The organism is Rahnella sp. 2050, assembly GCF_040544515.1.
Classification (GTDB): domain Bacteria; phylum Pseudomonadota; class Gammaproteobacteria; order Enterobacterales; family Enterobacteriaceae; genus Rahnella; species Rahnella aceris.
Map to the genome: position 1 here is coordinate 909,653 of NZ_JBEPKE010000001.1, position 24,593 is coordinate 934,245.

The window sequence follows — 24,593 nt, forward strand, 5'->3', positions numbered from 1 at the left end:
GCAATGTGCACTAAGACCAATTCCGCTACGACTCTCATTGTATGCAGCCGGATTTATTCTTGTATAATCGCACTTTCCCTTTTTATAGAAAACAGCTAACACATTGACCAATAACCGACTTGACTGGCAGCTTTTACTGCCCGACTCCGCGCCTTACGAGGCAATCTTTGCAACGGCTGCCCAGTTAGCCCCTGTCGATTTTGCAGGAATTCAGCCCCGGCTGGAAAATGGTTTAACGCTGTTTTGTCATCCCCGCTCACGTGTGCGTTTTATGACGCTCAAGGCGCAGGAAAATCGCGAATACTTGTCACGCATTACGCAGGTGGTCAGCGACTTACTACCTGAACCGGCGGAAGTCACGGGTAATCGTTACCATATTGAAGGCAATAAGGTAACGCTGCTGGCGGCGAAGACAGCGGAAGATGCATTCGCGGCGAAATCGACCTGCCAGTATCGTGAATGGGTTGAACCTGAACAGCTGTTCGGGTGCGTGCGCATTTACAAAGACCAGATCCAGCTGGAGCCGGGATTGGTACACCAGGTGAATGGCGGTGTGCTGGTACTTTCCATCCGTACCCTCATTGCGCAGCCTCTGATGTGGTTGCGTCTGAAACAGATGATCACCGAAGGTCAATATCATTGGGTCTCACCAGATGAGACGACACCTTTACCTGTGACAGTCCCTCCGATGCCTTTGGATATTCGCCTGATTCTGGTCGGTGACCGCTTATCGCTTGGTGACCTCAGTGATATGGAGCCAGAGTTGGTGGATTCTTCCATTTATGGTGAATTTGAAGCCGACCTGCCGCTGACGGAAGAAAGCGATATGGAAACCTGGTGTGGTTATGTCAATACGCTGGCTGATGAGCTTGAGATCCCACGCCTGGCCGCTGATGCATGGCCCGAGTTTCTGAAAATGGCCATTCGTCACAGCACCGATCAGGGCAGTCTGACACTCGATCCGGTATGGCTTAACACCCAACTTAGCGAAGCTGCACTCTATAATGAAGACGAGTTGCTGAGCGTTAAGTCTCTTGAAGCGGCATCCGGTGCACGTGCATGGCGTGAGAGTTATCTCCAGGAGCGTATGCAGGATGAAATCGAACTTGGACAAATTCGCATTGAAACAGAAGGCGAAGTTGTCGGGCAGATTAATGGCCTGTCTGTACTGGAATATCCGGGGCATCCGCGAGCGTTGGGTGAACCTTCCCGAATTAGTTGTGTCGTACATGCCGGCGACGGCGAATTTACAGACGTCGAACGTAAAGCCGAGTTAGGTGGTAATCTGCATGCCAAAGGCATGATGATTATGCAGGCCTTTCTGATTTCCGAGTTAGAACTCGACCAGCCTCTGCCCTTTTCCGCCTCGATTGTATTTGAGCAGTCTTACGGAGAAGTGGACGGCGACAGCGCTTCACTTGCTGAACTCTGCGCACTGATCAGTGCGTTGTCGATGCAGCCGATCAACCAGCAAATTGCGGTCACCGGCTCTGTCGATCAGTTTGGGAATGTGCAACCTATTGGTGGCGTAAACGAGAAAATCGAAGGTTTCTTCGAAGTTTGTCAACGTCGCGGTTTGACCGGTAAACAAGGGGTCATTCTGCCAACCAGCAACGTGCGCAACCTGTGCCTGCATCAGCAGGTTCTGGACGCCGTTCGCGAAGGCCAGTTTCATTTATGGGCAGTTGATAACGCAGCCGAAGCGCTACCTATCCTGACCGGATTGATTTACACAAACGAAGAAGAAGCTGAAGAAGAGCGTCCGAGTCTGCTGGGATTAATTCAGCAGCGTATTGCGCTGGCGACATCGCAAGGCAGCCCGCGTTATCCGTGGCCTCTTCGCTGGTTGAACTGGTTCAATCGCAGCTGATCGGAGTTGTTCAGCTTACAGCTGTTCGCTAAACTTCGCCCTTCATTAAAATAAGGCTTACATAGAACATGGTAGATAAACGCGATTCCTATACGAAAGAAGACCTCATAGCTTCTGGCCGCAGTGAACTGTTCGGCGCTGGTGGCCCTCCGTTACCATCAGGCAATATGCTGATGATGGATCGTATCGTTAAGATGCAAGAAGACGGCGGCACCCATGGCAAAGGCTATGTTGAAGCTGAATTAGATATCAACCCTGATCTGTGGTTCTTTGGTTGTCACTTTATTGGCGATCCGGTAATGCCTGGTTGTCTGGGTCTGGATGCCATGTGGCAGTTAGTGGGCTTCTATCTGGGCTGGCTCGGTGGCGAAGGCAAAGGCCGCGCACTGGGTGTGGGTGAAGTTAAATTCACTGGTCAGGTTCTGCCAACCGCAAAACTGGTCACCTACCGCCTGAATTTCAAACGTGTTATCAACCGTAAACTGATCATGGGCGTAGCTGATGGTGAAGTGCTGGTTGATGGTGTGGTGATTTACACCGCAACTGATCTGAAAGTGGGTTTGTTCAAAGACGCGGCTGCTTTCTAAGAGAGCCTGTTGCTGAGTCTGATAAAACGGTGAGTCTGATGGGCTCGCCGTTTTTTATGCGTGTTTTTCAGCGAACAGGGATGGTATTTGCCACAAACAAAAACCTCCGCGCACAGCGGAGGTTGTTCCTTATTCTGACAGGGTAGCCGCTTAAGCGGTAACAGCCCTGTCCTCCATGGCTTGTCGCCAACCCCCGAGCCAGTGTGATCGGGCATCTAATGATTGGTACGGACAAATCTCTTTTGAGCGTCCGCCAATACCTGCTTGATATCCACGTGATTGTGCCCGTTCCAGGCGATCGCGTTTTTGTCTCTTCATGCCTTGTATCCCTCATTATTCAGGTCAGGTGGAAAGAAAACAGTGGCCCGCTTCTGCGTCCACATCTAACAAATAGCTGCAATATGAGGAGAGGTCAATGCGCAAAATTCACGCCAATGTCACATTCGTGAGCTATATTATTGGATTGTGCACAAAATAATCGCGCCAGTTAATCCCTCATCTGGCTGATCCCCATAAAAAAATCCCGGTGTCTGTCAGGTCAGAAACCGGGATTTTTTATCTTTAACTTAAAAAATATTAAGCTTAAAAAAACGTCATCTTATCTGCGCAGTAATCTGGCCCGCTTCTTGCTGCCAGCCGGTAGCCAACGTTCTGACCAGCGCGTCATAACCATCTTCGTTTTGCTTGAGATTCAGGGTGAAATCACGCTGAATCATCTGCCCGTTGCGTGTCAGGCTCCAGCTGCCACTGACGATCACAATACCGTCATAGCGGCCATGGAAACCGGTGACATTAACGTTCAGCACATCCTGATCGTCGGTATTCGCCGCCTGAGTGGAAACCAGCGAGCCCGGCAAGTCCCGGCGTAAATAGGTGACCAGTGCTTGCTGTAGTTGCTGATCCAACGGACTGGCCCAGAGATTATTCTGGGTCAGCGTGTACTGCACATCATTGGTCTGATATACCAGCCCTGACCCTGCCAGATAATCAGCAACACTCACCCGCTCAACCCACAGATGCCGCTGTACGGCACCTGCAGACATCACGCTACCTGTTGTTACGGTGCTGCTCAGCACAGGCAACTGGTAGTAGGTTTTCTGATCACTGCTGCTACAGGCAGTCAGGAATAATGCTAAGACGACAGGTATCCATTTCATCATTATTTGGCCTTCTTCGGCTGAGGATCATCTTGCCCTGGGGCAGCGAAAATCAGTGCGTTACTTTTCTGATTCAGCGTTTTCAATACCGGTTGCAGCTCACGCAGGGTTTTATCCAGACTCTGCATATCGCCGACCAGATTGCCGTACGCTGGCGAACCAGGCTGGAAGCCTTTCAGGCTGCGGTTCAACTGAATCAGCGTCTGCTGCATATCCTGAGGCAGATTTTTCATCTCTTTACTGCTGACAATCGCGTTCAGAGACTCAATCGTTTTCTGCGTTGACTTCATCGTCCTCTGACTTTCAGCCAGCGTACTTGTCGCTTCGCGCATCATCGGTTCGATTGGCAAATTGTTGATCTTATCGAGGGTTGTCATCAGTTTTTGCTGAATCTGTGCAAAGCCTCCGCTCACCGTCGGCAACAATTTATGCCCGCCAATTTCCAGCGGCCCTTTCCACGGTTTTTCATTCGGATAGAAATCCAGATCGATATACATCGCCCCTGTTAACAGGTTGGCGGATTTCATCGAAGCACGCAGACCCTGAGCAATACCGTCACGGATATGATCTTCAATATTGAAATTACTGCCCAGCAGTTGAACGAAGCGATCGGGTTCAATGCGGATCAGCACAGGAATACGATAATCGTCCGACATCTGCTGTTTCACCACATTCATCGGATAAGGCACTTCGGCCACAGTACCCAGACGAATACCACGGAATTCAACAGGTGCGCCAGGTTGCAGACCGCGAATAGAATCCGAGAAGAACATCACGTAATCCGTGTGACGGGTATACAGCGATTCCTGAATGCTTTTCTGATCATCAAAGAGCTTATAACTGTCACCATTTTTGGCTTCGTTGCCCTGCGTCCAGCCATTCGGAATATCAAAGCTGACACCACCACTAAATAACGTGGTCAGTGACCCCATTTCGACACGCATACCGGCGGCAGACATATCGAAGTTCACGCCGCTGTCTTTCCAGAAACGCACGTTATCAGTTACCAGTGTGTCGTAAGGCGCACGGATGAAAAGCTGGTATTTGATGTTACGTGCTTTCGGATCAAAGTGACTGGTTTCCACCGTACCGACCTGGAAACCCCGGAACAACACCGGGTCGCCTGGACTCAGCTGACCGGAACGCTCACTTTCCAGACTCACGCGGATCCCTTTCGCATCAGGTGAAGCCAGCGGGGGGGAGTCATCCAGTTTATATTCTGATTTTTCTCCCCCCTTGTTACCCGGCTGCAGCTGAATATAAGCGCCGGACAATAATGTGCCCAGACCGGAGATGCCTTCACGTCCGATTTGCGGTTTCACTACCCAAAAAACAGAGTCCCCGCGCAGCATTTTTTCCATGCCGGTGTTCAGTCGTGCTTTGATGATAACTTGTTGTAAATCATCGCTAAGCGTAACGGACTCTACTTTACCGACATCGACGTTACGGCTTTTGATGGTGGTTTTGCCACCTTCGATACCCTCAGCAGTGGTAGTGATCAGCGTGACTTCCGGGCCCTGATGGCTGTAGTGATAAAACAGGATCCACGCGCCAATCAGCGCAGTGACGATCGGTACGATCCACACTGGCGACCAGCGTTTAATTTTCTCTACTTTGGCAGTTCCGTCATGCTCTGCCATGTTATTTCCCGCCATCTTGTGGCTCCTTTGTAGACTTCATTCCAGCACGATCCCAAATGAGCCTTGGGTCAAATGTCGTTGCGGCAAACATGGTGAGGATAACTACGCCGGCGAACAGCAGCGCGCCAATATCCGGATAAATACTCATCAGTTGCCCCATTCTCACCAGCGCCGCCAGTACCGCAATAACAAACACGTCGATCATTGACCAGCGGCCAACGAACTCAACCACCTCGTAAATGACATGTAATCGTTCCCTGTCGATCTCTTTATTACTGTTCGCATCCCAGCATAGCCAGCCAATAGCGATCATTTTGAGCGTCGGTACCATAATACTGGCGATCAAAATAACCAGAGCCACGGGATAGGAACCTTCGCTCCATAACAGCGCCACCCCGGCCATAATCGTAGACGGTATCGGATTACCCAGTACCTGAGTGATCATGATAGGCAACAGATTTGCCGGGATATACAGCAGAACGGAGGTCACCAGCAGAGCCATTGTCCATTGCAGACTATTTTTACGCCGTGCATGACCATGGGTTTTGCAACGGCCGCATTCTTTCTGATCAACCGGTAAAATTGCCATGCAGCAATGACAGGATCGCAGACCCTGACGCAGACCGCTTTCTCCCATGCGCAGTGGCTGATCTACCGCCGGAGCAGGTTCGATGTGCTGCCATATCCAAAGACGGTCAGTGCATTGAAAGGCACGCAATTGCAGAAGGCAAAACAGGACATAGGGATAAAAACTGCTGCCCACGCCCACGTCGCCATAAGCCATGAGTTTCACGAAGCTGACCAGTACCCCGGCAAGGAAAATCTCGACCATACACCAGGCTTTCAGTTGGAATAAGGTCCGGGCAATGACAACTTTCCAGCGAACGGGAATATTGAAACTCTGGCAGAGGATGATAATGGACAGCATGCAGATGGCCGGGAGCAGTTGCACCACGATCATGAATAACGACGCCATGCTGGCATAGTCTTCTGAAACCAGAACCTGAGGGATTTGCACCAGCGTGACTTCGCTGCTCAGCCCGGCAACATTCATATTGACGAAAGGAAAGAGATTGGCCAGCAACAGCATGAACAACGCACTGATGGCATAACCGACAGGACGTCTTCGAGGCTCATTCCAGCGGGAGGTTAGCGTAGTGTGGCAACGGGGACACACCGCTTTTTGCCCGATGTGCAGGCCGGGTATTGCCACCAGCATATCGCATTGGGGACATAATATGTGCGGGTCATGATCATGGGCGTCAGAACACACTATCGACTCCTCAACAGCGGAAAGACTACGAATATCGGCAACCGGCCTTCCCTTTATCCGGTTGCCAATCATGAGGCAGTGTTAAGCGTTCTTCTGCGCTTCCAGCGCTTCCCAACGTTCAAACGCCTGCTCTAACTCAAGCTCTGCGGCAGCGAAAGCGGTGAGCACCTGCTGCGTTTCTTCATGAGGAAGGGTGAAGAAATTCGCATCGCTCATTTGCTGTTGCAAGGCACTGATTTTTTCTTCCAGAGTGCTGATTTGCGAAGGCAATTGTTCCAGCTCACGTTGCTGATTATAGCTGAGCTTATTCGCGGTGCGTTTGGCCGGTTCTGCTTTAGGTTGTGCAGCGGGTTTATTTTCCGTGGTCACCGCCTGACGGATTGGCTTCTGGTTGCGGCGCTGATGCTGTGCATCATGGTAACCACCGACATAGCTGTTGATCACGCCATCGCCTTCATAAATCCAGCATTCGGTTGCCGAGTTATCAACGAATTCACGATCATGACTCACCAGCAGTACCGTGCCCTGATAGCTGTCGATCATCTCTTCCAGGAGTTCAAGAGTTTCCACATCCAGGTCGTTGGTCGGTTCATCGAGGATCAACAGGTTGCTTGGGCGCAGGAATAATTTTGCCAGCAGAAGGCGGTTACGTTCGCCACCTGACAGCGCTTTCACCGGTGTCATGGCACGTTTCGGGTGGAACAGGAAATCCTGCAGGTAGCCCAGTACATGGCGTGCACGGCCATTGACCATCACTTCCTGCTTACCTTCGGCCAGGTTATCCATCACCGTACGCTCAGGATCCAGCTCAGCACGGTGCTGGTCGAAGTACGCCACTTCCAGTTTAGTACCGCAGTGAACACGGCCGCTGTCTGCCTGAATCTTACTTAACATCAGTTTCAGCAACGTCGTTTTACCACAACCGTTCGGGCCAATCAGCGCAATTTTATCACCACGCATGACTTGCGCAGAGAAGTTGCTCACCAGTTGTTTTCCGGCAATGCTGTAATAAACGTCTTCCATTTCAAAGACAATCTTGCCTGAACTCGCGGCTTCGACCACCTGCATTTTGGCGGTGCCCATCACTTCCCGGCGATCGGAACGCTCTTTACGCAGGGCTTTCAGAGCGCGTACGCGGCCTTCGTTGCGGGTACGGCGGGCTTTGATACCCTGACGGATCCACACTTCTTCCTGCGCCAGTTTTTTATCAAACTCGGCGTTCTGCAGTTCTTCAACGCGTAAGGCTTCTTCTTTTGCCAGCAGATAGGCTTCGTAATTACCTGGATAAGACACCAGTTTGCCGCGATCAAGATCGACAATGCGCGTCGCCATATTGCGGATGAAAGAACGGTCATGGGAAATGAAGATAATGCTGCCCTGGAATTCCTTCAGGAAATCTTCCAGCCACGCGATACTTTCGATATCCAGATGGTTCGTCGGTTCATCGAGCAGCAGAATATGAGGCGCGCTGACCAGAGCACGGCCCAGCGCCGCTTTACGCAGCCAGCCGCCGGACAGGGATTTCAGCTCTGTATCTGCATCCAGACCCAGCTTCAGCAATACTTCGTTGATACGGCTGTCGAGCTGCCACAGGCCCTGATGATCGAGGATCTCCATCACCTGAGCCAGTTTGTTCATGTTCTTTTCGCTCGGGTCGGTTTCAACCAGATGCGAAATCGCGTGATACGCCTTCAGATGTTCAGCCTGCTCGAACACACCTTCGGAGACGAAATCAAACACCGTACCTTCGACATTGCGCGGCGGATCCTGTTGCAGACGCGCAACAATCAAATCCTGCTCATACACGATACGCCCGTCATCGAGCGGCACTTCGCGGTTCAGGATCTTCATCAGCGTCGATTTACCGGCACCGTTACGGCCAACCAGACAGACACGCTCATTCGGCTCGATGTGTAATTCGGTGTTATCCAACAGCGGCGAGTCACTGAATGACAGCCAGGCACCTGACATACTAATTAACGACATAAACTTTATTTTTCCTCGCCGGCATGGGACAGCAGCCAGCAGTTATGAATCTGACGATTACGGGCGAAATCCTGTGACAGGGTTTGGCTGGTGATTTCTTTCGCGCTCAGCCCCAGTTTACTCAGTCCGTCGAGATCCATCTGGAAACCGCGCTTGTTGTTGGAGAACATAATGGTGCCGTTGCGACGTAAAATGCGTTTCAGATCTTTCATCAGAGCCAGATGATCACGCTGTACGTCAAAACTTTCGGCCATACGTTTCGAGTTGGAGAACGTCGGTGGATCGATAAAGATCACATCAAACTGTTCGTCACACATGCCCAGATAAGACAGGCAATCCGCCTGGATAAGTCGATGCTGACGGCCGGTCAGATCGTTGGCACGCAGGTTCTTTTCCGCCCATTCCAGATATGTGCGGGACATATCTACCGTGGTCGTGCTGCGCGCGCCGCCCAGGCCAGCATGAACACTGGCGGTACCGGTGTAAGCAAACAGGTTAAGGAAGTCTTTACCTTTGCTCATTTCACCCAGCATTTTGCGGGCGATGCGGTGATCAAGGAACAAGCCGGTATCGAGATAATCCGTCAGGTTAACCCACAGTTTAGCGTTGAATTCCTCAACCAGCAGGAACTCACCTTTCTGCGCTAGTTTCTCGTACTGACTGGTGCCTTTCTGGCGCTCACGGGTTTTCAGGATCAACTGGCTGGATGAAATATCCAGTACAGACAGGGTGGCATTAATGACGTCAAACAAGCGCTGACGGGCTTTTTGTGCATCAACCGTTTTTGGCGGCGCATATTCCTGCACCACCACTTTGCTGCCATAGCGGTCAACCGCAACGTTATAATCCGGCAAATCGGCATCATACAGGCGATAGCATTCAATGCCCTGCTGTTTGGCCCATTTTTCCAGTTTTTTGACGTTTTTACGCAGGCGGTTAGCGTAATCTTCCGCCATTTGCGTACCGGCCGCACCCGTCGGGTTTTCTGCCAGCTGATAGTTTTTCTGCACACATTCCAGCGGGCCGTTTTTAGCTTTGAACTGGCGCTCAGCACGCAGTTGCAGGCAGCTCAGCAATTCCGGTGACGCACTGAACAGCGACAACTGCCAGCCACCAAATTTGGTCTTCATGATGCGGCCGAGCATGTTATGCAGCGCAATCAATGCCGGTTCGCTTTCCAGACGCTCGCCGTATGGCGGGTTGCTGATGACCGTACCCACCGGGCCTTCCGGCAGCGGATTCACCAGTTTCCCAACTTCTGAGGCTTCAAAGCTGATCAGTTCCGCAACACCAGCGCGACGGGCGTTCGCACGCGCCATCTCAATCACGCGACGGTCGATATCAGAACCGAAGAAACGGGACGTGGTTTCCTGCACCGCACGGCGGGTACGAACCTGCGCTTCTGCGGTCAGTTCGCGCCACAGTTCAGCGTCAAATTTATTCCAGCCTGTAAAGCCCCAGTGCTGACGATGTAAGCCAGGCGCGCGATCGGCAGCGATCATTGCCGCTTCAATCAGCAATGTCCCGGAACCACACATCGGATCGACCATCGGTGTGCCCGCCTGCCAGCCGGAGCGCATTACAATCGCTGCTGCCAGGTTTTCTTTCAGCGGCGCCTGACCGGTCAGATCGCGGTAGCCGCGCTGATGCAGGCCTTCGCCGCTGAGATCCAGCGCGACGCTGGCGGTATCACGTTGCAGGAAGACGTTTACGCGGATGTCGGGCTGCTGTTTCGCCACATTCGGGCGTTCGTCCATTTTGCGGGTAAAGCTGTCGACGATGGCGTCTTTCACTTTCAGTGCACCGTACTGGCTGTTACGGATTTCGTCATTCAGGCCGCTGAAATGCACAGCGAAGGTTTTTTCCACGCCAAAAACGGCCGGCCAGTCGATCGCCATCACGCCAAGATAAAGATCCAGATCGCTGTGAACTTTGAATTCGTTCAGCGGCAACAGGATGCGCGAAGCCAGACGGCTCCACAATAAGCTGCGGTACAGCAGGCGATCGTCACCTTCAAAATGCACCCCTCCCTGCACAACTTTACAGGCTTGCGCACCCAGCGTTTCCAGTTCGCTTTTTAACAGTTCTTCCAGTCCACGCGCCGTGCTGGCAAACAAAGAGTTCATATCGACATATCACCAAAAATAAAATTGTTGCGCATTATAGCTAATCCCCGCCTCTTGTCATAAAGTCTCTGGTTCTTCTTAAGACTTTACACTCTGAGAGGCAGTCTTCAGTGCCCATTCTTTCACGTTTATTTGTTCACCCGGTCAAATCCATGCGCGGCCTGCAGGTTTCATACTCGCTGGTGACAGCAACCGGCCTGGCGTTCGATCGCCAGTTTATGATTACCGATCCGCAAGGCATGTTCATTACAGCCCGCCAGTATCCGAACCTCGTTCTGTTCACGCCGGTTTTGCTGCCCGATGGTCTGATGATCTCCGCGCCCGAAGGCGAAAGCATCACAGTCAAATTTCGTGATTTCGCAGGCGTTCACTCGCCGACGGAAGTCTGGGGCAATCAGTTTACCTCACTCATCGCGCCGGAACCCGTAAATCGCTGGTTAAGTGGCTATTTAAAGCGTGACGTTCAACTGCGCTGGGTTGGCGATGAACCGACGCGCCGGGTAAAAAAACATCCGGAAGTGCCGCTGTCGTTTGCTGACGGATTCCCGTATCTGCTGATCAATGAAGCCTCAATGCAGGATTTACAGCGCCGCTGTCCGGGCGGTGTCAGGATTGAGCAATTCAGGCCGAACATCGTGGTCAGCGGCGCACAAGCCTATGCCGAAGACAGCTGGCAGACGATCCGCATCGGGGAGGTGATTTTCGATCTGGTGAAACCTTGCAGCCGCTGTATTTTTACCACAGTCAGTATCGAAAAAGGTCGCAAACATCCGCGTGGCGAACCGTTGAAAACATTGCAGGGCTATCGTACCGCCAGCGACGGCGATGTCGATTTCGGTCAGAACATGATTGCCCGCAACAGCGGCGTGATCCGCGCAGGCGACAGCGTTCAGGTGCTGGCAACCAGGCCACCACGGCCTTACTGCGCGGGCGATATCATTGAAAATGTGGAAGCGCCAAAAAGCACCGCGCAGGACGTCAGCATTAATTATCAGGGAACGCAGTTTACCGGCAACAATCAGCAGATTTTGCTCGAGCAGCTGGAATTGCAGGGATTACGTATCCCCTATTCCTGTCGTGCAGGAATTTGTGGCGCGTGCAGGATGATATTGAAAGAAGGAAAAGTGGCACCGCTGAAAGAGAGTGCAGTGGGAAAAGATGGAACGATATTAGCGTGTAGTTGTATTCCGGCTACGGATATCGTGCTCGGCTAGAGGTGTATTTAATGAGGATCAGGCAGGAAACTAAACTGCCTGATCGTAAACATCATCCCTGTCAACGCGGAATGCTGCTGGCATTAGCCGGTCATGCATCACTTTAATAGCATCCCCCAGCACCATGCCGCGCCCTGCGACCGTCAGCCGTTCCTGCGCCAGCAGGCACAGACTGGCATTATCACCGGATTCTACCACCAGTAATGTCGCCTGTTCACCGCTTTCCATCACCTGCACCTGAGCAAGCTGACCATTAGCAGGCTGGAAAGGACGCATCTGCTGACTGAAATGCCAGCTCTTCGGCATCAGCGGTTTTAAAAAACGATAAGCGACTAAGGCATTCAGAACTAATTCAGCGCGTTGTTCAGCTGCGAGACGAATATGTTTGCACTGTTCTTCAAAATCAAAATACAGCGCCGCATCATCGACACAAAATGACATATTTCCGAAAGCATCAGGAGTTAACATTTTGGCGGGAAAACGGGAACGGAAAATCATGCCATTGGCGAGGTCCAGCATAAGCCGGTCATGTTCTGTATCAAAATACCAACGCCAATTATCATCTGGTTTAATTTTCATTTCGTCATCCTGTTTACCCTCATGCCCTCTGCCTGACTTCATTACCGGCTAATCTGTAAGAATAGATTTTTCAGTAACGAAACGATATCAGACAAATCCTGAGCCTGAATTACGGTCAGTGGACAAAATATAGACGAGCCGGGTTAATAAATAAACCCCTGACTCGTCTTCAGGATGAAAAATATTAGATATGGGTAACAATATCTTTGATCAGACCCGGACCTTTAAAGATAAAGCCGGAATAGATTTGAATTAAGGAAGCGCCTGCGGCCATTTTCTCACGGGCCGCCGTTAATGAATCAATACCGCCAACACCAATAACCGGCAGACGCCCTTGTAATTCATGAGAGAGCATACGGATAATTTCTGTGCTGCGCAGCTGCAACGGGCGCCCGCTCAGACCACCAACCTGTTCGCAATAATTTAGCCCCTGAACCAGTTTACGATCGAGTGTGGTATTGGTCGCAATCACGCCATCCATATTATGGCGCACTAAACTGTCGGCTATTTGGATCAATTCTTCCTCAGAAAGATCCGGTGCGATCTTCACCGCAACAGGCACATATTTCTGATGGCGTTGCTGTAACTCAAGCTGCTTATTCTTAATCGCTGCCAGCAAATCATCCAGCGCTTCACCGTATTGCAGTGAACGTAATCCCGGCGTGTTAGGTGATGAAATATTCACCGCGATATAACCGGCGTACGGATATACCTTTTCCATACAGGTCAGATAATCGTCTGCGCCGTGCTCAACAGGCGTATCTTTATTCTTGCCAATATTAATCCCCAGAATGCCGCCAAAATGTGATTTTTTGACATTATTCACCAGATTATCCACGCCATGGTTATTGAAACCCATGCGGTTAATCAGGCCTTCAGCTTCCACAATACGGAATAAACGCGGCTTATCATTACCGGCCTGCGCACGCGGGGTCACAGTACCGACTTCAATAAATCCAAAGCCCATTGCGCCCAGCGCATCAATACATTCGCCGTCTTTATCCAGGCCTGCGGCCAGTCCCAAAGGGTTCTTAAAGGATAATCCCATGCAGTTTACCGGTTTTGTGGGCACTGACTGGCGGATCAAGAATTCAAACGGGGTGCCGGAAATGCGGCTCAACTGACGAAAGGTTAACTCGTGGGCGCGCTCTGGATCGAGCTGAAACAGTGCTTTCCTGACAAGAGGATAATACATGGAGACTCCTGGATTCCCGGTGGCTAGACGGGGCGGTATTATTGACTAAGCGCCGGACAATTGGAAATGATAACCGGCATATTGGCCAAATAATTGCTTCGCTGCGCAAACGATTACCTTTTTGTTACCTTTAATTCACTTTTATTTCCTTTCCCCCCATCGCCCCACAGCACACCCGACACGTGCTTTATCTGATTTGAAACTTTCCATAGCCAAAATTGAGATTTCCGCTGCGCCGCCTCTGCCTGCTAGGTTTACCTCACTTCGTTAAGAAAAATGATAGTTCTATAACAGATTGTTATAAGGAATAAGCAAATGCGTGTAGTGACTCTGGCAGGCAGTCCGCGACAACCCTCCCGCTCCTCTTCCCTGCTGGCACTCAGCCACCAGTGGCTGGCGAGCCGTGGCGTTGAAGTCTTTACCTACAATATTCAGGATTTTTCAGCAGACGATCTGCTTTTCGCTAATTTTGGCAGCCCGCAACTCAAGCAACTGAATGCTGAACTGGCGAGTGCTGATGGCCTGATCGTCGCCACACCAGTGTATAAGGCGTCTTTTTCCGGCGCACTGAAAACCCTGCTCGATTTACTGCCAGAACGCGCGCTCGACCATAAAGTGGTGTTGCCACTGGCTACAGCCGGATCTATCGGCCATATGCTGGCCGTCGATTACGCCCTAAAACCGGTACTCGCCTCGCTGAAAGCACAGGAAGTTTTGCAGGGCGTTTTCGCAGATGACAGCCTGATCACCGATTATCAGACGTTCCCTGCGAAGCTGGCCCCCGCACTGGAAGAGCGTTTGATCGAATCTCTGGAAAACTTCTACCTGGCGCTGAGCCGCCGCCGTCCGCAGCTTCCGTCTGTTGCATCCCTTTCTGCGCAAGCACTGCGTGTCTGACTTTAAAAGGAATTAATCATGCCTGCTTCTTTCTCTTTATTACGCCGTATCCCGGTTGTGGCCAGCCTGCTGACCAGCCTTTTCCTGAGCGGCACCGCAACGGCTCAGGAAAAGGATCCGGCGCAATTACGTATTGCCTATCAGAAAGGATCTGTCGGACTGGTGCTGGCGAAATCACACCAGTTACTGGAAAAACGTTTCCCGGACACAAAAATAAGCTGGGTAGAATTCCCTGCCGGGCCGCAAATTCTTGAAGCGCTGAACGTCGGAAGTATTGATCTGGGCGGTACCGGTGATTTGCCGCCGTTGTTCGCGCAGGCAGCGGGGGCAGATTTGTTGTATATCGGCTCTGAACCCCCGAAACCGAAAGCAGAAGTGATTCTGGTCGACAGCAACAGTCCGATCAAAACCGTCGCAGATCTCAAAGGTCATAAAGTCGCTTTCCAGAAAGGCTCCAGTTCGCACAACCTGCTGTTGCGTGCCCTGCAACAGGCGGGCCTGAAATTCAGCGATATCCAGCCGGTCTATCTGACCCCTGCCGATGCACGGGCCGCATTCCAGCAACATGATGTGGATGCCTGGGCTATCTGGGATCCGTATTATTCGGCCGCGCAAGTTCAGGGTGATGTGCGCGTTCTGACCGACGGCTCGACGCTCCACCAGACGGGCTCCTTCTATCTGGCACCGAAAAAATACACCGAGGCCAATCCTCAGTTCATCAGTCAGGTTCTGGAAGTGTTAACGCAGGCGAATGCGCTGACCAAAACTGACCGTGAACAAAGTATCAAACTGCTTTCTCAGTCGATGGGGTTACCGGAAAAAGTGGTCGCCTCTTATCTGGATCATCTGCCGGATATGCCTATCACGCCGGTCAGTGCGGAAACAGAAAAGCGCCAGCAGCAAACCGCCGATTTGTTCTATCAGAACCATATTTTGCCAAAGCCGGTTGAAATTAAAGACCGCATCTGGAAACCAGCCGTACAAGCTAACTGAACATCCATTTAGCCGCCGCTGAGCGGTAACGAATCGCACACTTTGAGAGGAACACAACGATGAGTCTGAACGTATTCTGGTTTTTACCTACCCACGGCGACGGCCGCTATTTAGGCACAGAAGAAGGTGCCCGCGTGGTCGATCACGGCTATCTTCAGCAGATCGCGCAAGCGGCTGACCGTTTAGGTTTTGGCGGCGTGCTACTGCCAACGGGTCGTTCATGCGAGGACTCATGGCTGGTAGCGGCTTCCCTGATTTCTGTCACACAACGTCTGAAATTCCTGGTGGCGCTGCGTCCCGGCATTATTTCTCCGACACTGGCAGCCCGTCAGGCGGCAACACTCGACCGGCTTTCCGGCGGTCGTGCACTGTTTAATCTGGTGACCGGTGGCGATCCGGCTGAACTGGCGGCTGAAGGTTTACACCTCAATCATAAAGAACGTTATGAAGCGTCGGCGGAATTTACGCGTATCTGGCGTCGTGTTCTGGAAGGTGAAACCGTCGATTACGAAGGCAAACACATTCAGGTCAAAGGCGCGAGCCTGATGCATCCACCGGTTCAATACCCCCGCCCGCCGCTGTATTTCGGTGGTTCTTCCGACGAAGCGCAGGATCTCGCCGCCGAGCAGGTGGAACTTTATCTGACCTGGGGCGAACCTCCGGCGTTAGTGAAAGAGAAAATTGAACAGGTGCGTGCCAAAGCTGCCGCGCAAGGCCGCACCGTGCGTTTCGGCATTCGTCTGCACGTGATTGTGCGTGAAACCACCGAGGAAGCCTGGCGTGCTGCCGACAAACTTATCGCCAACGTGGATGATGAAACTATTCAACGCGCGCAGGCGGCTTTCGCTAAAACCGACTCTGTCGGCCAGCATCGTATGGCGGCATTGCACGGCGGCGACCGCAACAAGCTGGAAATCAGCCCGAATCTCTGGGCCGGCATTGGTCTGGTACGCACCGGAGCCGGGACAGCGCTGGTGGGCGATGGCCCGACCGTCGCCGCGCGTATGCAGGAATATGCTGATCTGGGCATCGATACCTTTATTTTCTCCGGTTATCCGCATCTGGAAGAAGCGTACCGCGTCAGCGAACTGCTGTTCCCGCATCTGGAACTGGCGAAACCGGAAGATGACAATACTGTGAAGAAAGCCATTTTGCCGCGTGGCGAGCTGGTCGCTCATGACTTTGCGACCAAACGCACCGCCAGTCAGCACTGAGGAGAATACCGATGACAACGACACAACGCTGGCTGAACCGCGCTGCTCCCTGGGTAGTGCCGGTGGTTCTGATCGGTGGCTGGCAGCTGGCTGTCGAAGCGGGCTGGTTATCCAACCGCATTCTGCCCGCTCCCAGCGCAGTGGTGGAAGCCTTCTGGACACTGGCGAAGAGTGGCGAGCTGTGGCAGAACCTGAAAATCAGTACCTTCCGCGCTCTGATTGGTTTCGCTATCGGCGGCAGTCTCGGCTTGCTTCTCGGCTTTATTACCGGGCTTTCCCGCTGGGGCGAACGTCTGCTCGACAGTTCTCTGCAAATGCTACGAAACATTCCGCATCTGGCGCTGATCCCGCTGGTGATCCTGTGGTTCGGCATTGATGAATCCGCCAAGATCTTCCTGGTGGCGCTGGGAACGTTGTTCCCGATTTATCTCAACACTTACCACGGCATCCGCAATATCGACCGCGGTCTGCTTGAAATGTCGCGCAGTTACGGGCTTTCCGGTTTCCCGCTGTTTATTCAGGTGGTATTACCGGGCGCGTTGCCATCAATTATGGTCGGCGTACGATTTGCGCTGGGGTTCATGTGGCTGACGTTGATTGTGGCCGAAACCATTTCCGCCAACTCCGGGATTGGTTATCTGGCGATGAATGCCCGCGAGTTTTTACAAACTGACGTCGTGGTTGTCGCCATCGTGCTTTACGCCATTCTTGGCAAACTGGCCGATGTCCTTGCCCGCCTGCTGGAAAGTGTCTGGCTGCGCTGGCACCCTGCATATCAGAAAAAACAAGGAGATGCCGCATGAACGCCCCCGCACGTATTCCGCAAGGCACGCCGGTGACACTGTCCGGCATCACCAAAAAATACGGTAACCGCGCCGTGCTGAACGATATCAATCTGCGCATTCCGCCCGGCCAGTTTGTAGCCGTCGTCGGGCGCAGCGGTTGTGGCAAAAGTACCCTGCTGCGTTTGCTGGCCGGGCTGGAAAAAACCACTCAGGGCGAACTGCTCAGCGCCAGCGCACCGCTGAGTCAGGTGCGCGAAGATACGCGTCTCATGTTTCAGGATGACCGACTGCTGCCATGGAAAAAGGTGATTGATAACGTGGGATTGGGCCTGAAAGGCCAGTGGCGTGAAGCCGCACAAGCTGCACTGGAAGAAGTCGGGCTGGCAGATCGTGCCGACGACTGGCCGTCAGCATTATCCGGCGGACAGAAACAACGCGTGGCACTGGCGCGTGCATTAATCCACCGCCCTCGCCTGCTGTTACTGGATGAACCGCTGGGCGCACTGGATGCCCTGACGCGCATCGAGATGCAAAGCCTGATCGAGCGTTTGTGGCAGCAGCATGATTTCACCGTGCTGCTGGTGACGCACGATGTCAGTGAAGCGGTGACCGTCGCTGACCGTGTGATCCTTATCGATCAGGGGCAGATTGGCATGGATTTAACGGTTGATTTGCCACGTCCGCGTCGTAAAGGTTCTGCGCGACTGGCGGAGCTGGAAGCCGAAGTGCTGGAACGCGTGCTGACGCCACAGCCTCCACACACGGTGGCGCAGGAAGCAAAACGCGCGCAAAACTGATCTCTCTGTTCAGCGAATACAAAACGAAAAAAGGGCGATGTTTCCATCGCCCTTTTGCTTTGCGGTTAATTGCGATTACGCATCTAACGCTTTGGTAATTTTCTCGAACAAATCACCGGACAGATTTTCCAGCCCTTTCAGCTGTTGCAGCGCCTGACGCATCAGCGCCTGACGGTTCTGGTCATAGCGTTTCAGGCGGATCAACGGCTCGATCATACGTGCCGCTACCTGCGGGTTACGGGTGTTAAGATCGGTGAGCATTTCAGTCAGGAACTGATAACCGCTGCCATCTGCGGCATGGAATGCAGAAGGATTTGCAGACGCAAAAGCACCGATTAATGAACGGACCCGGTTCGGGTTGCCCATGCTGAATGAACGGTGGTTCAGCAGTGAACGGACTTTCTGCAATACATCGGCTGCCGGGCTGGTCGCCTGCTGGATAAACCATTTATCCATCACCAGACCGTCGTGATGCCAGCGCTCATCGTAAGCCGCCATCAGGGATTCACGGCAAGGCAGTTGCGCGGAAACCGCCGCAGACATCGCCGCCAGAGAATCCGTCATGTTATCAGCCTGCTCAAACTGCGCTCTGACAAGTTGATCTGCCAGCGTCACATCGGCAAAGGCCAGATAATGCAGGCAGGTGTTACGCAGCGAACGTTTACCGATATCTTCATGCACGACACGGTATGCAGGCAGACGGTTAGCGTTGTAAACCGCCAGGAATTCATCCGCCATTTCGGTTGCCAGACAACGGGTGATCGCATCGTGAACAGCGCTGATCGCTTCAGGATCGATAATATCGAACAGTTCAGCAATTTCATTTTCAGACGGCAGAGTCAGAATCTGCGACGCCAGCGCCGGATCAATGTTCTCATCCAGCAATACCGCCCGGAACGCATCTGCCACATGCAACGGCAGGGACAATGGCAGTTTCTGCTGATGACGCGCTACGTTCAGTTTGATGTAAATTGCCAGCAGGCTTTGCGCCGCATCCCAGCGGGCGAAATCATTACGCGCGTATTTCATCAGGAAAGTCAGCTGATGATCGCCCCATTTGTAATCGAGTTTCACCGGTGCGGAGAATTCACGTAGTAATGAAGGCACCGGCGGATATTCCACGTCGTCAAACACAAACGTCTGCTCAGCTTCAGTCACGTTCAGCACGTTACTGACCGTCTTACCCTGTTGTTTCAGCGCAATCACATTGCCCTGCGGGTCATACAGTTCAATATCCAGCGGGATATGCAGTGGCAGCTTTTCAGTCTGATCAGGCGTCGGCGGGGTTTTCTGGCTGACAGTCAGGGTGTATTGCTGTTTTTCCACGTCATAGTCGTCGCGCACGGTCAGCACTGGTGTACCAGACTGGCTGTACCAGCGACGGAACAGGGAAAGATCGACGTTTGAGGCATCTTCCATCGCCTGTACAAAATCGTCACAGGTTGCCGCGCTGCCATCATGACGCTCGAAATACAACTGCATGCCAGCCTGGAATTTCTCTTCACCCAGCAAAGTGTGCAGCATGCGAATAACTTCTGAACCTTTCTCGTACACCGTCAGGGTGTAGAAGTTATTCATTTCAATGACTTTTTCCGGACGGATCGGGTGCGCCATCGGGCTGGCATCTTCAGAGAACTGCGCACCACGCATGACACGTACGTTATCGATGCGGTTAACTGAACGCGAGCCCAGATCAGAGCTGAATTCCTGATCGCGGAATACGGTCAGGCCTTCTTTCAGGCTCAGCTGGAACCAGTCGCGGCAGGTCACGCGGTTGCCGGTCCAGTTATGGAAGTATTCATGGCCGATCACCGCTTCGATACCGAGGTAATCTTTATCGGTTGCGGTTTCGGCTTTCGCCAGCACGTATTTGGAGTTAAAGACATTCAGGCCTTTGTTCTCCATCGCGCCCATGTTGAAGAAATCAACGGCGACAATCATAAAGATGTCGAGGTCGTATTCCAGATTAAAACGGGTTTCGTCCCATTTCATGGACTGCTTCAGGGATTCCATCGCCCAGCCTGCACGATCCAGATTGCCACGATCGACAAACAGTTCGAGCGCTACATCCCGGCCGGAACGGGTTTTGAAGGAATCGCGCAACACATCAAAATCACCCGCGACCAGCGCAAACAGGTAGCAAGGTTTCGGGAACGGGTCCTGCCATTTGATCCAGTGTTTGCCGCCTTCCAGCTCACCCTGATCAATACGGTTACCGTTTGACAGCAAATAAGGATAGCGGGCTTTATCCGCCACAATGCGGGTCGTGAAACGCGCCAGCACATCCGGACGATCCAGATAATACGTAATATGGCGGAAACCCTCGGCTTCACACTGCGTACAAAGCGCTTCACCGGAAAGATACAATCCTTCGAGCGCAGTGTTTTTTGCCGGATGAATTTCATTAACAATCGCCAGTTCAAAGGCTTCCGGCACACCGGTAATTTCCAGTGCGCCTTCTTTTAACTGATATTTTGGCCAGTCCTGGCCGTTAACCTTCAGGCTAATAAGGGTCAGGTCTTCGCCGTTGAGCACCAGCGGCGCGCCCTCTGCGCCCTGTCGTTTAATCTGACTGACCGCAGTCACAAGGGTCTTCTGTGCATCAAGCTCGAAATTAAGGTCAATGTCCGTGATGGTATAGTCCGGCGCACGATAATCGTGGCGGAACTTGGCTTGTGGCAGTTGAGTCATAAAAAACCTTTTGACGTGTTGGTGGTTAGTAGTGATGGCGATATTGATTAATGAAGCAGGTTTTGCAAGTCAGCGAATCGCTGCACAGCACACCGGACGACCTTCATACTTTTTATCTTTAAACTCTACCACAGGCATCAGGAAATCCCAGATTGTTGCCAGTTTGTGAGTGCGTATGCGCACCTTTCAACCAAAACACAGAAATTTCTGTAAAACAGCGGGTTTGGCGCATCCGGCAAAAACACAACCGTCACGGACAGCTTGTCGTATGGCTTCATGGTATTCACATACTGGTCGTGATGCGGGTGATCGGTATTTGGGGCAAAAAAAACCTGAATCACTCTCGAAAACATCAGTTCGTTTACTATCGTGAACAAACGTAGCGAAATGAACATAAGAAAACCGGGGTTTAATCGCCCCCAATTTTTTCTTCCTTAATGTCAGATTGATTAAATTTATGTAATCAATTCGTGCTTTTTTTACGCCGGAAAATCGCCAGCTTGCCCATATTTCCTACATTTAAGCACATTTAGACCTCGACCATTCCCCGACAATTATGATGTGATGAGGGTTCTTTGACGGGATAATACGGTATACTTCACAGACTTTGCTGTTTTATCCAGAACGTTTTTTTTACGGAACGGTTGTTTGTGTTCAAACACTCAGTTTCTGACGAGGATGCTGTAAACGCGCTATGACTCCATACGCCTCCCCGATTTTGACTTCGCTGTTAGATACCGATGCCTACAAGCTTCATATGCAGCAAGCAGTCTACCATCGCTACCACAACATCAGCGTCGTGGCAGAGTTCCGTTGCCGTGGTGATGAACTGCTGGGCGAATACGCCAGCGAGGTCCGCCAGCAAATCCAGATGATGAGTCAACTGGCGCTGACGGACGACGAGTTCACCTACCTTTCCGGGCTGCCGTTCTTCACGCAAGATTACCTGAACTGGCTAAAAACCTTCCGCTACAATCCTGAACATGTAATGGTTTCCGATCGCAACGGACATTTGCATGTGCGCATCGAGGGCCCGTGGCGTGAAGTGATTATGTGGGAAGTGCCGCTGCTCGCGGTCATCAGTGAAGTTGTCCATCGCCAGCGTTCTCCACAAGTGACGGCGCAAATGGCAGTGGAGCACCTGCGTAAAAATCTCGCCAGTTTTAAAGAACAGGCCGCAGATATCGATCTCGGTGCCTTCCGTCTGATGGATTTCGGTACCCGTCGCCGCTTCTCCGGTGAAGTTCAGGAAGCCATCGTCAGCACACTGAAAAATGAATTCCCTTATCTGGTCGGCACCAGTAACTACGATTTAGCGCATAAATTGCAGCTGGCACCGGTCGGCACGCAAGCCCACGAATGGTTCCAGGCACATCAGCAAATCAGCCCGGTTCTGGCTAACAGCCAGCGCGCGGCGTTGCAGGCCTGGCTGGACGAATACCCGGATCAACTGGGGATCGCTCTCACTGACTGCATTACGATGGATGCTTTCCTGCGTGATTTCGGCAGCAAATTCGCCAATGCCTATCAGGGACTGCGTCATGATTCCGGGGATCCGTTTGAATGGGGTGAAAAGGCGATAACGCATTATCATGCGCTGGATATCGACCCGATGACCAAAACGCTGGTCTTTTCCGACAATCTGGATCTGGACAAAGCGTTACACCTGTATCGCCATTTCCATCAACGGGTGAATCTGATATTCGGGATTGGTACGCGTCTGACATGTAATATTCCGGGCGTGAAGCCGCTGAATATTGTCATTAAATTGGTACAGTGCAATGGCAAACCTGTCGCAAAACTCTCTGACAGCCCAGGCAAAACGATTTGCCAGGACAAAGCTTTTGTTAAAGCCCTGCGCAAAGCTTTCGATCTGCCGCTGGTGAAAAAAGCGTCCTGACTCTCCCTAAAGTGCCGGAAATCAATCCGGCGCTTTATTCAGATTTTCTTTCCTTTATATAGTTGCGATCTAATTCTGCTCGGCTTTTATTCACTCTCTCAATATTTCCCCACAACTCTCTTCATTCGCGCCACAATTCTTGTCCGCTGACGACGATTTCTGCTTGTGTCCTGAGAAAGCCTAAGTAACATAGCAAAATCCCTATTTACAGGGTGTCCAATATTTCTTAGTCAACATATATAAAGAAAGAGAGAAATCTATGAGCGTTGTGCCTGTAGTCGACGTACTGCAAGGCCGTGCTGCGGTTGACAGTGAAGTCACCGTACGCGGTTGGGTACGTACCCGGAGAGATTCTAAAGCTGGTATCTCATTCGTCGCCGTTTATGACGGCTCCTGCTTTAATCCTTTACAGGCCGTCATCAATAATTCTCTGCCCAATTATCAGGAAGACGTATTGCGTCTGACGACGGGTTGTTCAGTAGAAGTGACCGGTATTGTTGTCGCCTCACCTGGCGAAGGCCAGAGTTTTGAGTTGCAGGCAACGACCGTCAACGTTGTTGGCTGGGTGGATGACCCTGATACTTATCCGATGGCGGCAAAACGCCACAGCATCGAATACCTGCGTGAAGTGGCTCACCTTCGCCCGCGCACCAATCTGATTGGTGCTGTCGCCCGTGTGCGCAACACCCTCTCTCAGGCCATTCACCGTTTCTATCATGAAAACGGGTATTTCTGGGTGTCCACACCGCTGATCACTGCCTCCGATACTGAAGGCGCGGGTGAGATGTTCCGCGTATCGACACTGGATCTGCAAAATCTGCCGCGTACAGACAAAGGCGAAATCGACTTCAGCGAAGATTTCTTCGGCAAAGAAGCGTTCCTGACGGTTTCCGGCCAGCTGAACGGCGAAACGTATGCCTGTGCGCTGTCCAAGGTTTACACCTTCGGTCCGACTTTCCGTGCAGAGAATTCCAACACCAGCCGTCACCTTGCGGAATTCTGGATGGTAGAACCGGAAGTCGCATTTGCGACACTGGATGACATCGCAGCACTGGCTGAAAACATGCTTAAATATGTTTTCAAAGCCGTTTTAGACGAACGCGCAGACGATATGGCCTTTTTTGCTGACCGTGTAGACAAAGATGCTGTTGCACGCCTTGAGCGATTTGTAACATCCGATTTCGCCCAGGTAGACTACACCGATGCAGTAGAAATATTAATGAATTGTGATCAGAAATTCGAAAACCCGGTTTCATGGGGTGTCGACCTTTCTTCTGAGCATGAACGTTATCTCGCGGAACAGCATTTCAAAGCGCCGGTGGTGGTTAAAAACTATCCGAAAGATATCAAAGCCTTCTACATGCGTATGAATGACGATGGTAAAACCGTCGCGGCAATGGATGTTCTGGCACCGGGCATTGGTGAGATTATCGGTGGCTCTCAGCGTGAGGAACGTCTGGACGTACTGGACGCCCGTATGGCTGAAATGGGGCTAAATAAAGAAGATTATTGGTGGTATCGCGATCTTCGTCGTTACGGCACAGTCCCGCATTCAGGCTTCGGCCTTGGCTTTGAACGTTTAGTCGCCTATGTAACCGGTGTTCAAAACGTTCGTGACGTGATCCCGTTCCCACGTACACCACGTAGTGCAACCTTCTAATTAATTAAACTATTTTTAATTAACATAAT

The 24,593-nt window shown here is 51.9% G+C and carries 19 protein-coding genes; 10 read left to right on the forward strand and 9 right to left on the reverse strand.

Annotated features, from left to right (window positions below; all coding sequences use genetic code 11):
• The first annotated feature begins 103 nt into the window (after positions 1-103).
• Positions 104-1,870 (forward strand): AAA family ATPase, encoded by a 1,767-nt coding sequence (locus ABIC79_RS04090; RefSeq protein WP_121019477.1) that lies wholly within the window; start codon positions 104-106, stop codon positions 1,868-1,870.
• 68 nt (positions 1,871-1,938) lie between these two features.
• A complete protein-coding gene (gene fabA, locus ABIC79_RS04095; RefSeq protein ID WP_119261438.1) occupies positions 1,939-2,457 on the forward strand; it encodes a bifunctional 3-hydroxydecanoyl-ACP dehydratase/trans-2-decenoyl-ACP isomerase in 519 nt (172 codons plus the stop codon).
• 150 nt (positions 2,458-2,607) lie between these two features.
• Here the strand turns inward: fabA and rmf are convergent, their stop codons facing one another.
• The 6 genes from rmf to rlmKL all read right to left on the reverse strand — a co-directional run bounded on the left by rmf (position 2,608) and on the right by rlmKL (position 10,639).
• Positions 2,608-2,775: a ribosome modulation factor gene (gene rmf, locus ABIC79_RS04100; RefSeq protein ID WP_013574871.1), complete on the reverse strand. Its 168-nt coding sequence runs from the start codon at positions 2,773-2,775 to the stop codon at positions 2,608-2,610.
• 275 nt (positions 2,776-3,050) lie between these two features.
• On the reverse strand, positions 3,051-3,617 hold the full coding sequence (pqiC, locus tag ABIC79_RS04105) for a membrane integrity-associated transporter subunit PqiC (RefSeq protein ID WP_354566583.1): 567 nt from the start codon (positions 3,615-3,617) through the stop codon (positions 3,051-3,053).
• Positions 3,617-5,269 carry an intermembrane transport protein PqiB gene (gene pqiB / locus ABIC79_RS04110; RefSeq protein WP_112197638.1) on the reverse strand — a complete coding sequence of 551 codons (1,653 nt, stop codon included), beginning with the start codon at positions 5,267-5,269 and terminating at the stop codon, positions 3,617-3,619. Before pqiB ends, pqiC begins: the two co-directional genes overlap by 1 nt.
• Positions 5,256-6,530 (reverse strand): membrane integrity-associated transporter subunit PqiA, encoded by a 1,275-nt coding sequence (pqiA, locus tag ABIC79_RS04115; protein ID WP_369794817.1) that lies wholly within the window; start codon positions 6,528-6,530, stop codon positions 5,256-5,258. Before pqiA ends, pqiB begins: the two co-directional genes overlap by 14 nt.
• A 78-nt stretch (positions 6,531-6,608) precedes the next feature.
• The gene (locus tag ABIC79_RS04120) at positions 6,609-8,513 is read right to left on the reverse strand and encodes an ABC transporter ATP-binding protein (RefSeq protein WP_013574867.1); all 1,905 of its coding nucleotides are present in this window, start codon (positions 8,511-8,513) and stop codon (positions 6,609-6,611) included.
• A gap of 5 nt (positions 8,514-8,518) precedes the next feature.
• Entirely contained in the window at positions 8,519-10,639 is a 2,121-nt protein-coding gene (gene rlmKL, locus ABIC79_RS04125) for a bifunctional 23S rRNA (guanine(2069)-N(7))-methyltransferase RlmK/23S rRNA (guanine(2445)-N(2))-methyltransferase RlmL (protein ID WP_013574866.1), read from the reverse strand.
• Between the two features lie 110 nt (positions 10,640-10,749).
• Here rlmKL and ABIC79_RS04130 point away from each other — a divergent pair, with 110 nt between their 5' ends.
• The gene (locus tag ABIC79_RS04130) at positions 10,750-11,853 is read left to right on the forward strand and encodes a YcbX family protein (RefSeq protein ID WP_112197637.1); all 1,104 of its coding nucleotides are present in this window, start codon (positions 10,750-10,752) and stop codon (positions 11,851-11,853) included.
• A gap of 30 nt (positions 11,854-11,883) precedes the next feature.
• Here the strand turns inward: ABIC79_RS04130 and ABIC79_RS04135 are convergent, their stop codons facing one another.
• Entirely contained in the window at positions 11,884-12,432 is a 549-nt protein-coding gene (locus tag ABIC79_RS04135) for a cell division protein ZapC (protein ID WP_013574864.1), read from the reverse strand.
• A 184-nt stretch (positions 12,433-12,616) separates the two neighbouring features.
• The gene (gene pyrD / locus ABIC79_RS04140) at positions 12,617-13,627 is read right to left on the reverse strand and encodes a quinone-dependent dihydroorotate dehydrogenase (protein WP_013574863.1); all 1,011 of its coding nucleotides are present in this window, start codon (positions 13,625-13,627) and stop codon (positions 12,617-12,619) included.
• A 315-nt stretch (positions 13,628-13,942) separates the two neighbouring features.
• Between pyrD and ssuE the strand changes: the two genes are divergently transcribed.
• From ssuE to ssuB, 5 genes are read left to right on the forward strand one after another with little or no spacing between them, the layout of a single operon-like run.
• Positions 13,943-14,524 (forward strand): NADPH-dependent FMN reductase, encoded by a 582-nt coding sequence (gene ssuE, locus ABIC79_RS04145; RefSeq protein ID WP_013574862.1) that lies wholly within the window; start codon positions 13,943-13,945, stop codon positions 14,522-14,524.
• An 18-nt stretch (positions 14,525-14,542) separates the two neighbouring features.
• A complete protein-coding gene (locus ABIC79_RS04150) occupies positions 14,543-15,517 on the forward strand; it encodes a sulfonate ABC transporter substrate-binding protein (protein WP_112151109.1) in 975 nt (324 codons plus the stop codon).
• Between the two features lie 59 nt (positions 15,518-15,576).
• The gene (gene ssuD, locus ABIC79_RS04155; protein WP_013574860.1) at positions 15,577-16,731 is read left to right on the forward strand and encodes an FMNH2-dependent alkanesulfonate monooxygenase; all 1,155 of its coding nucleotides are present in this window, start codon (positions 15,577-15,579) and stop codon (positions 16,729-16,731) included.
• Between the two features lie 11 nt (positions 16,732-16,742).
• Positions 16,743-17,534: an aliphatic sulfonate ABC transporter permease SsuC gene (gene ssuC, locus ABIC79_RS04160; protein WP_013574859.1), complete on the forward strand. Its 792-nt coding sequence runs from the start codon at positions 16,743-16,745 to the stop codon at positions 17,532-17,534.
• Entirely contained in the window at positions 17,531-18,313 is a 783-nt protein-coding gene (gene ssuB, locus ABIC79_RS04165; protein ID WP_013574858.1) for an aliphatic sulfonates ABC transporter ATP-binding protein, read from the forward strand. The genes ssuC and ssuB overlap by 4 nt, the downstream gene beginning before the upstream one ends.
• Positions 18,314-18,388: 75 nt before the next feature.
• Here ssuB and pepN read toward each other — a convergent pair whose 3' ends face one another.
• Positions 18,389-21,004, reverse strand: a complete 2,616-nt coding sequence (pepN, locus tag ABIC79_RS04170) for an aminopeptidase N (RefSeq protein ID WP_166860068.1) — start codon at positions 21,002-21,004, stop codon at positions 18,389-18,391.
• A 694-nt stretch (positions 21,005-21,698) separates the two neighbouring features.
• Between pepN and pncB the strand changes: the two genes are divergently transcribed.
• Both pncB and asnS read left to right on the forward strand, forming a co-directional pair.
• On the forward strand, positions 21,699-22,904 hold the full coding sequence (pncB, locus tag ABIC79_RS04175) for a nicotinate phosphoribosyltransferase (protein WP_013574856.1): 1,206 nt from the start codon (positions 21,699-21,701) through the stop codon (positions 22,902-22,904).
• Positions 22,905-23,163: 259 nt separating this feature from the next.
• Positions 23,164-24,564 carry an asparagine--tRNA ligase gene (gene asnS / locus ABIC79_RS04180; RefSeq protein ID WP_013574855.1) on the forward strand — a complete coding sequence of 467 codons (1,401 nt, stop codon included), beginning with the start codon at positions 23,164-23,166 and terminating at the stop codon, positions 24,562-24,564.
• Positions 24,565-24,593: the final 29 nt, after the last annotated feature.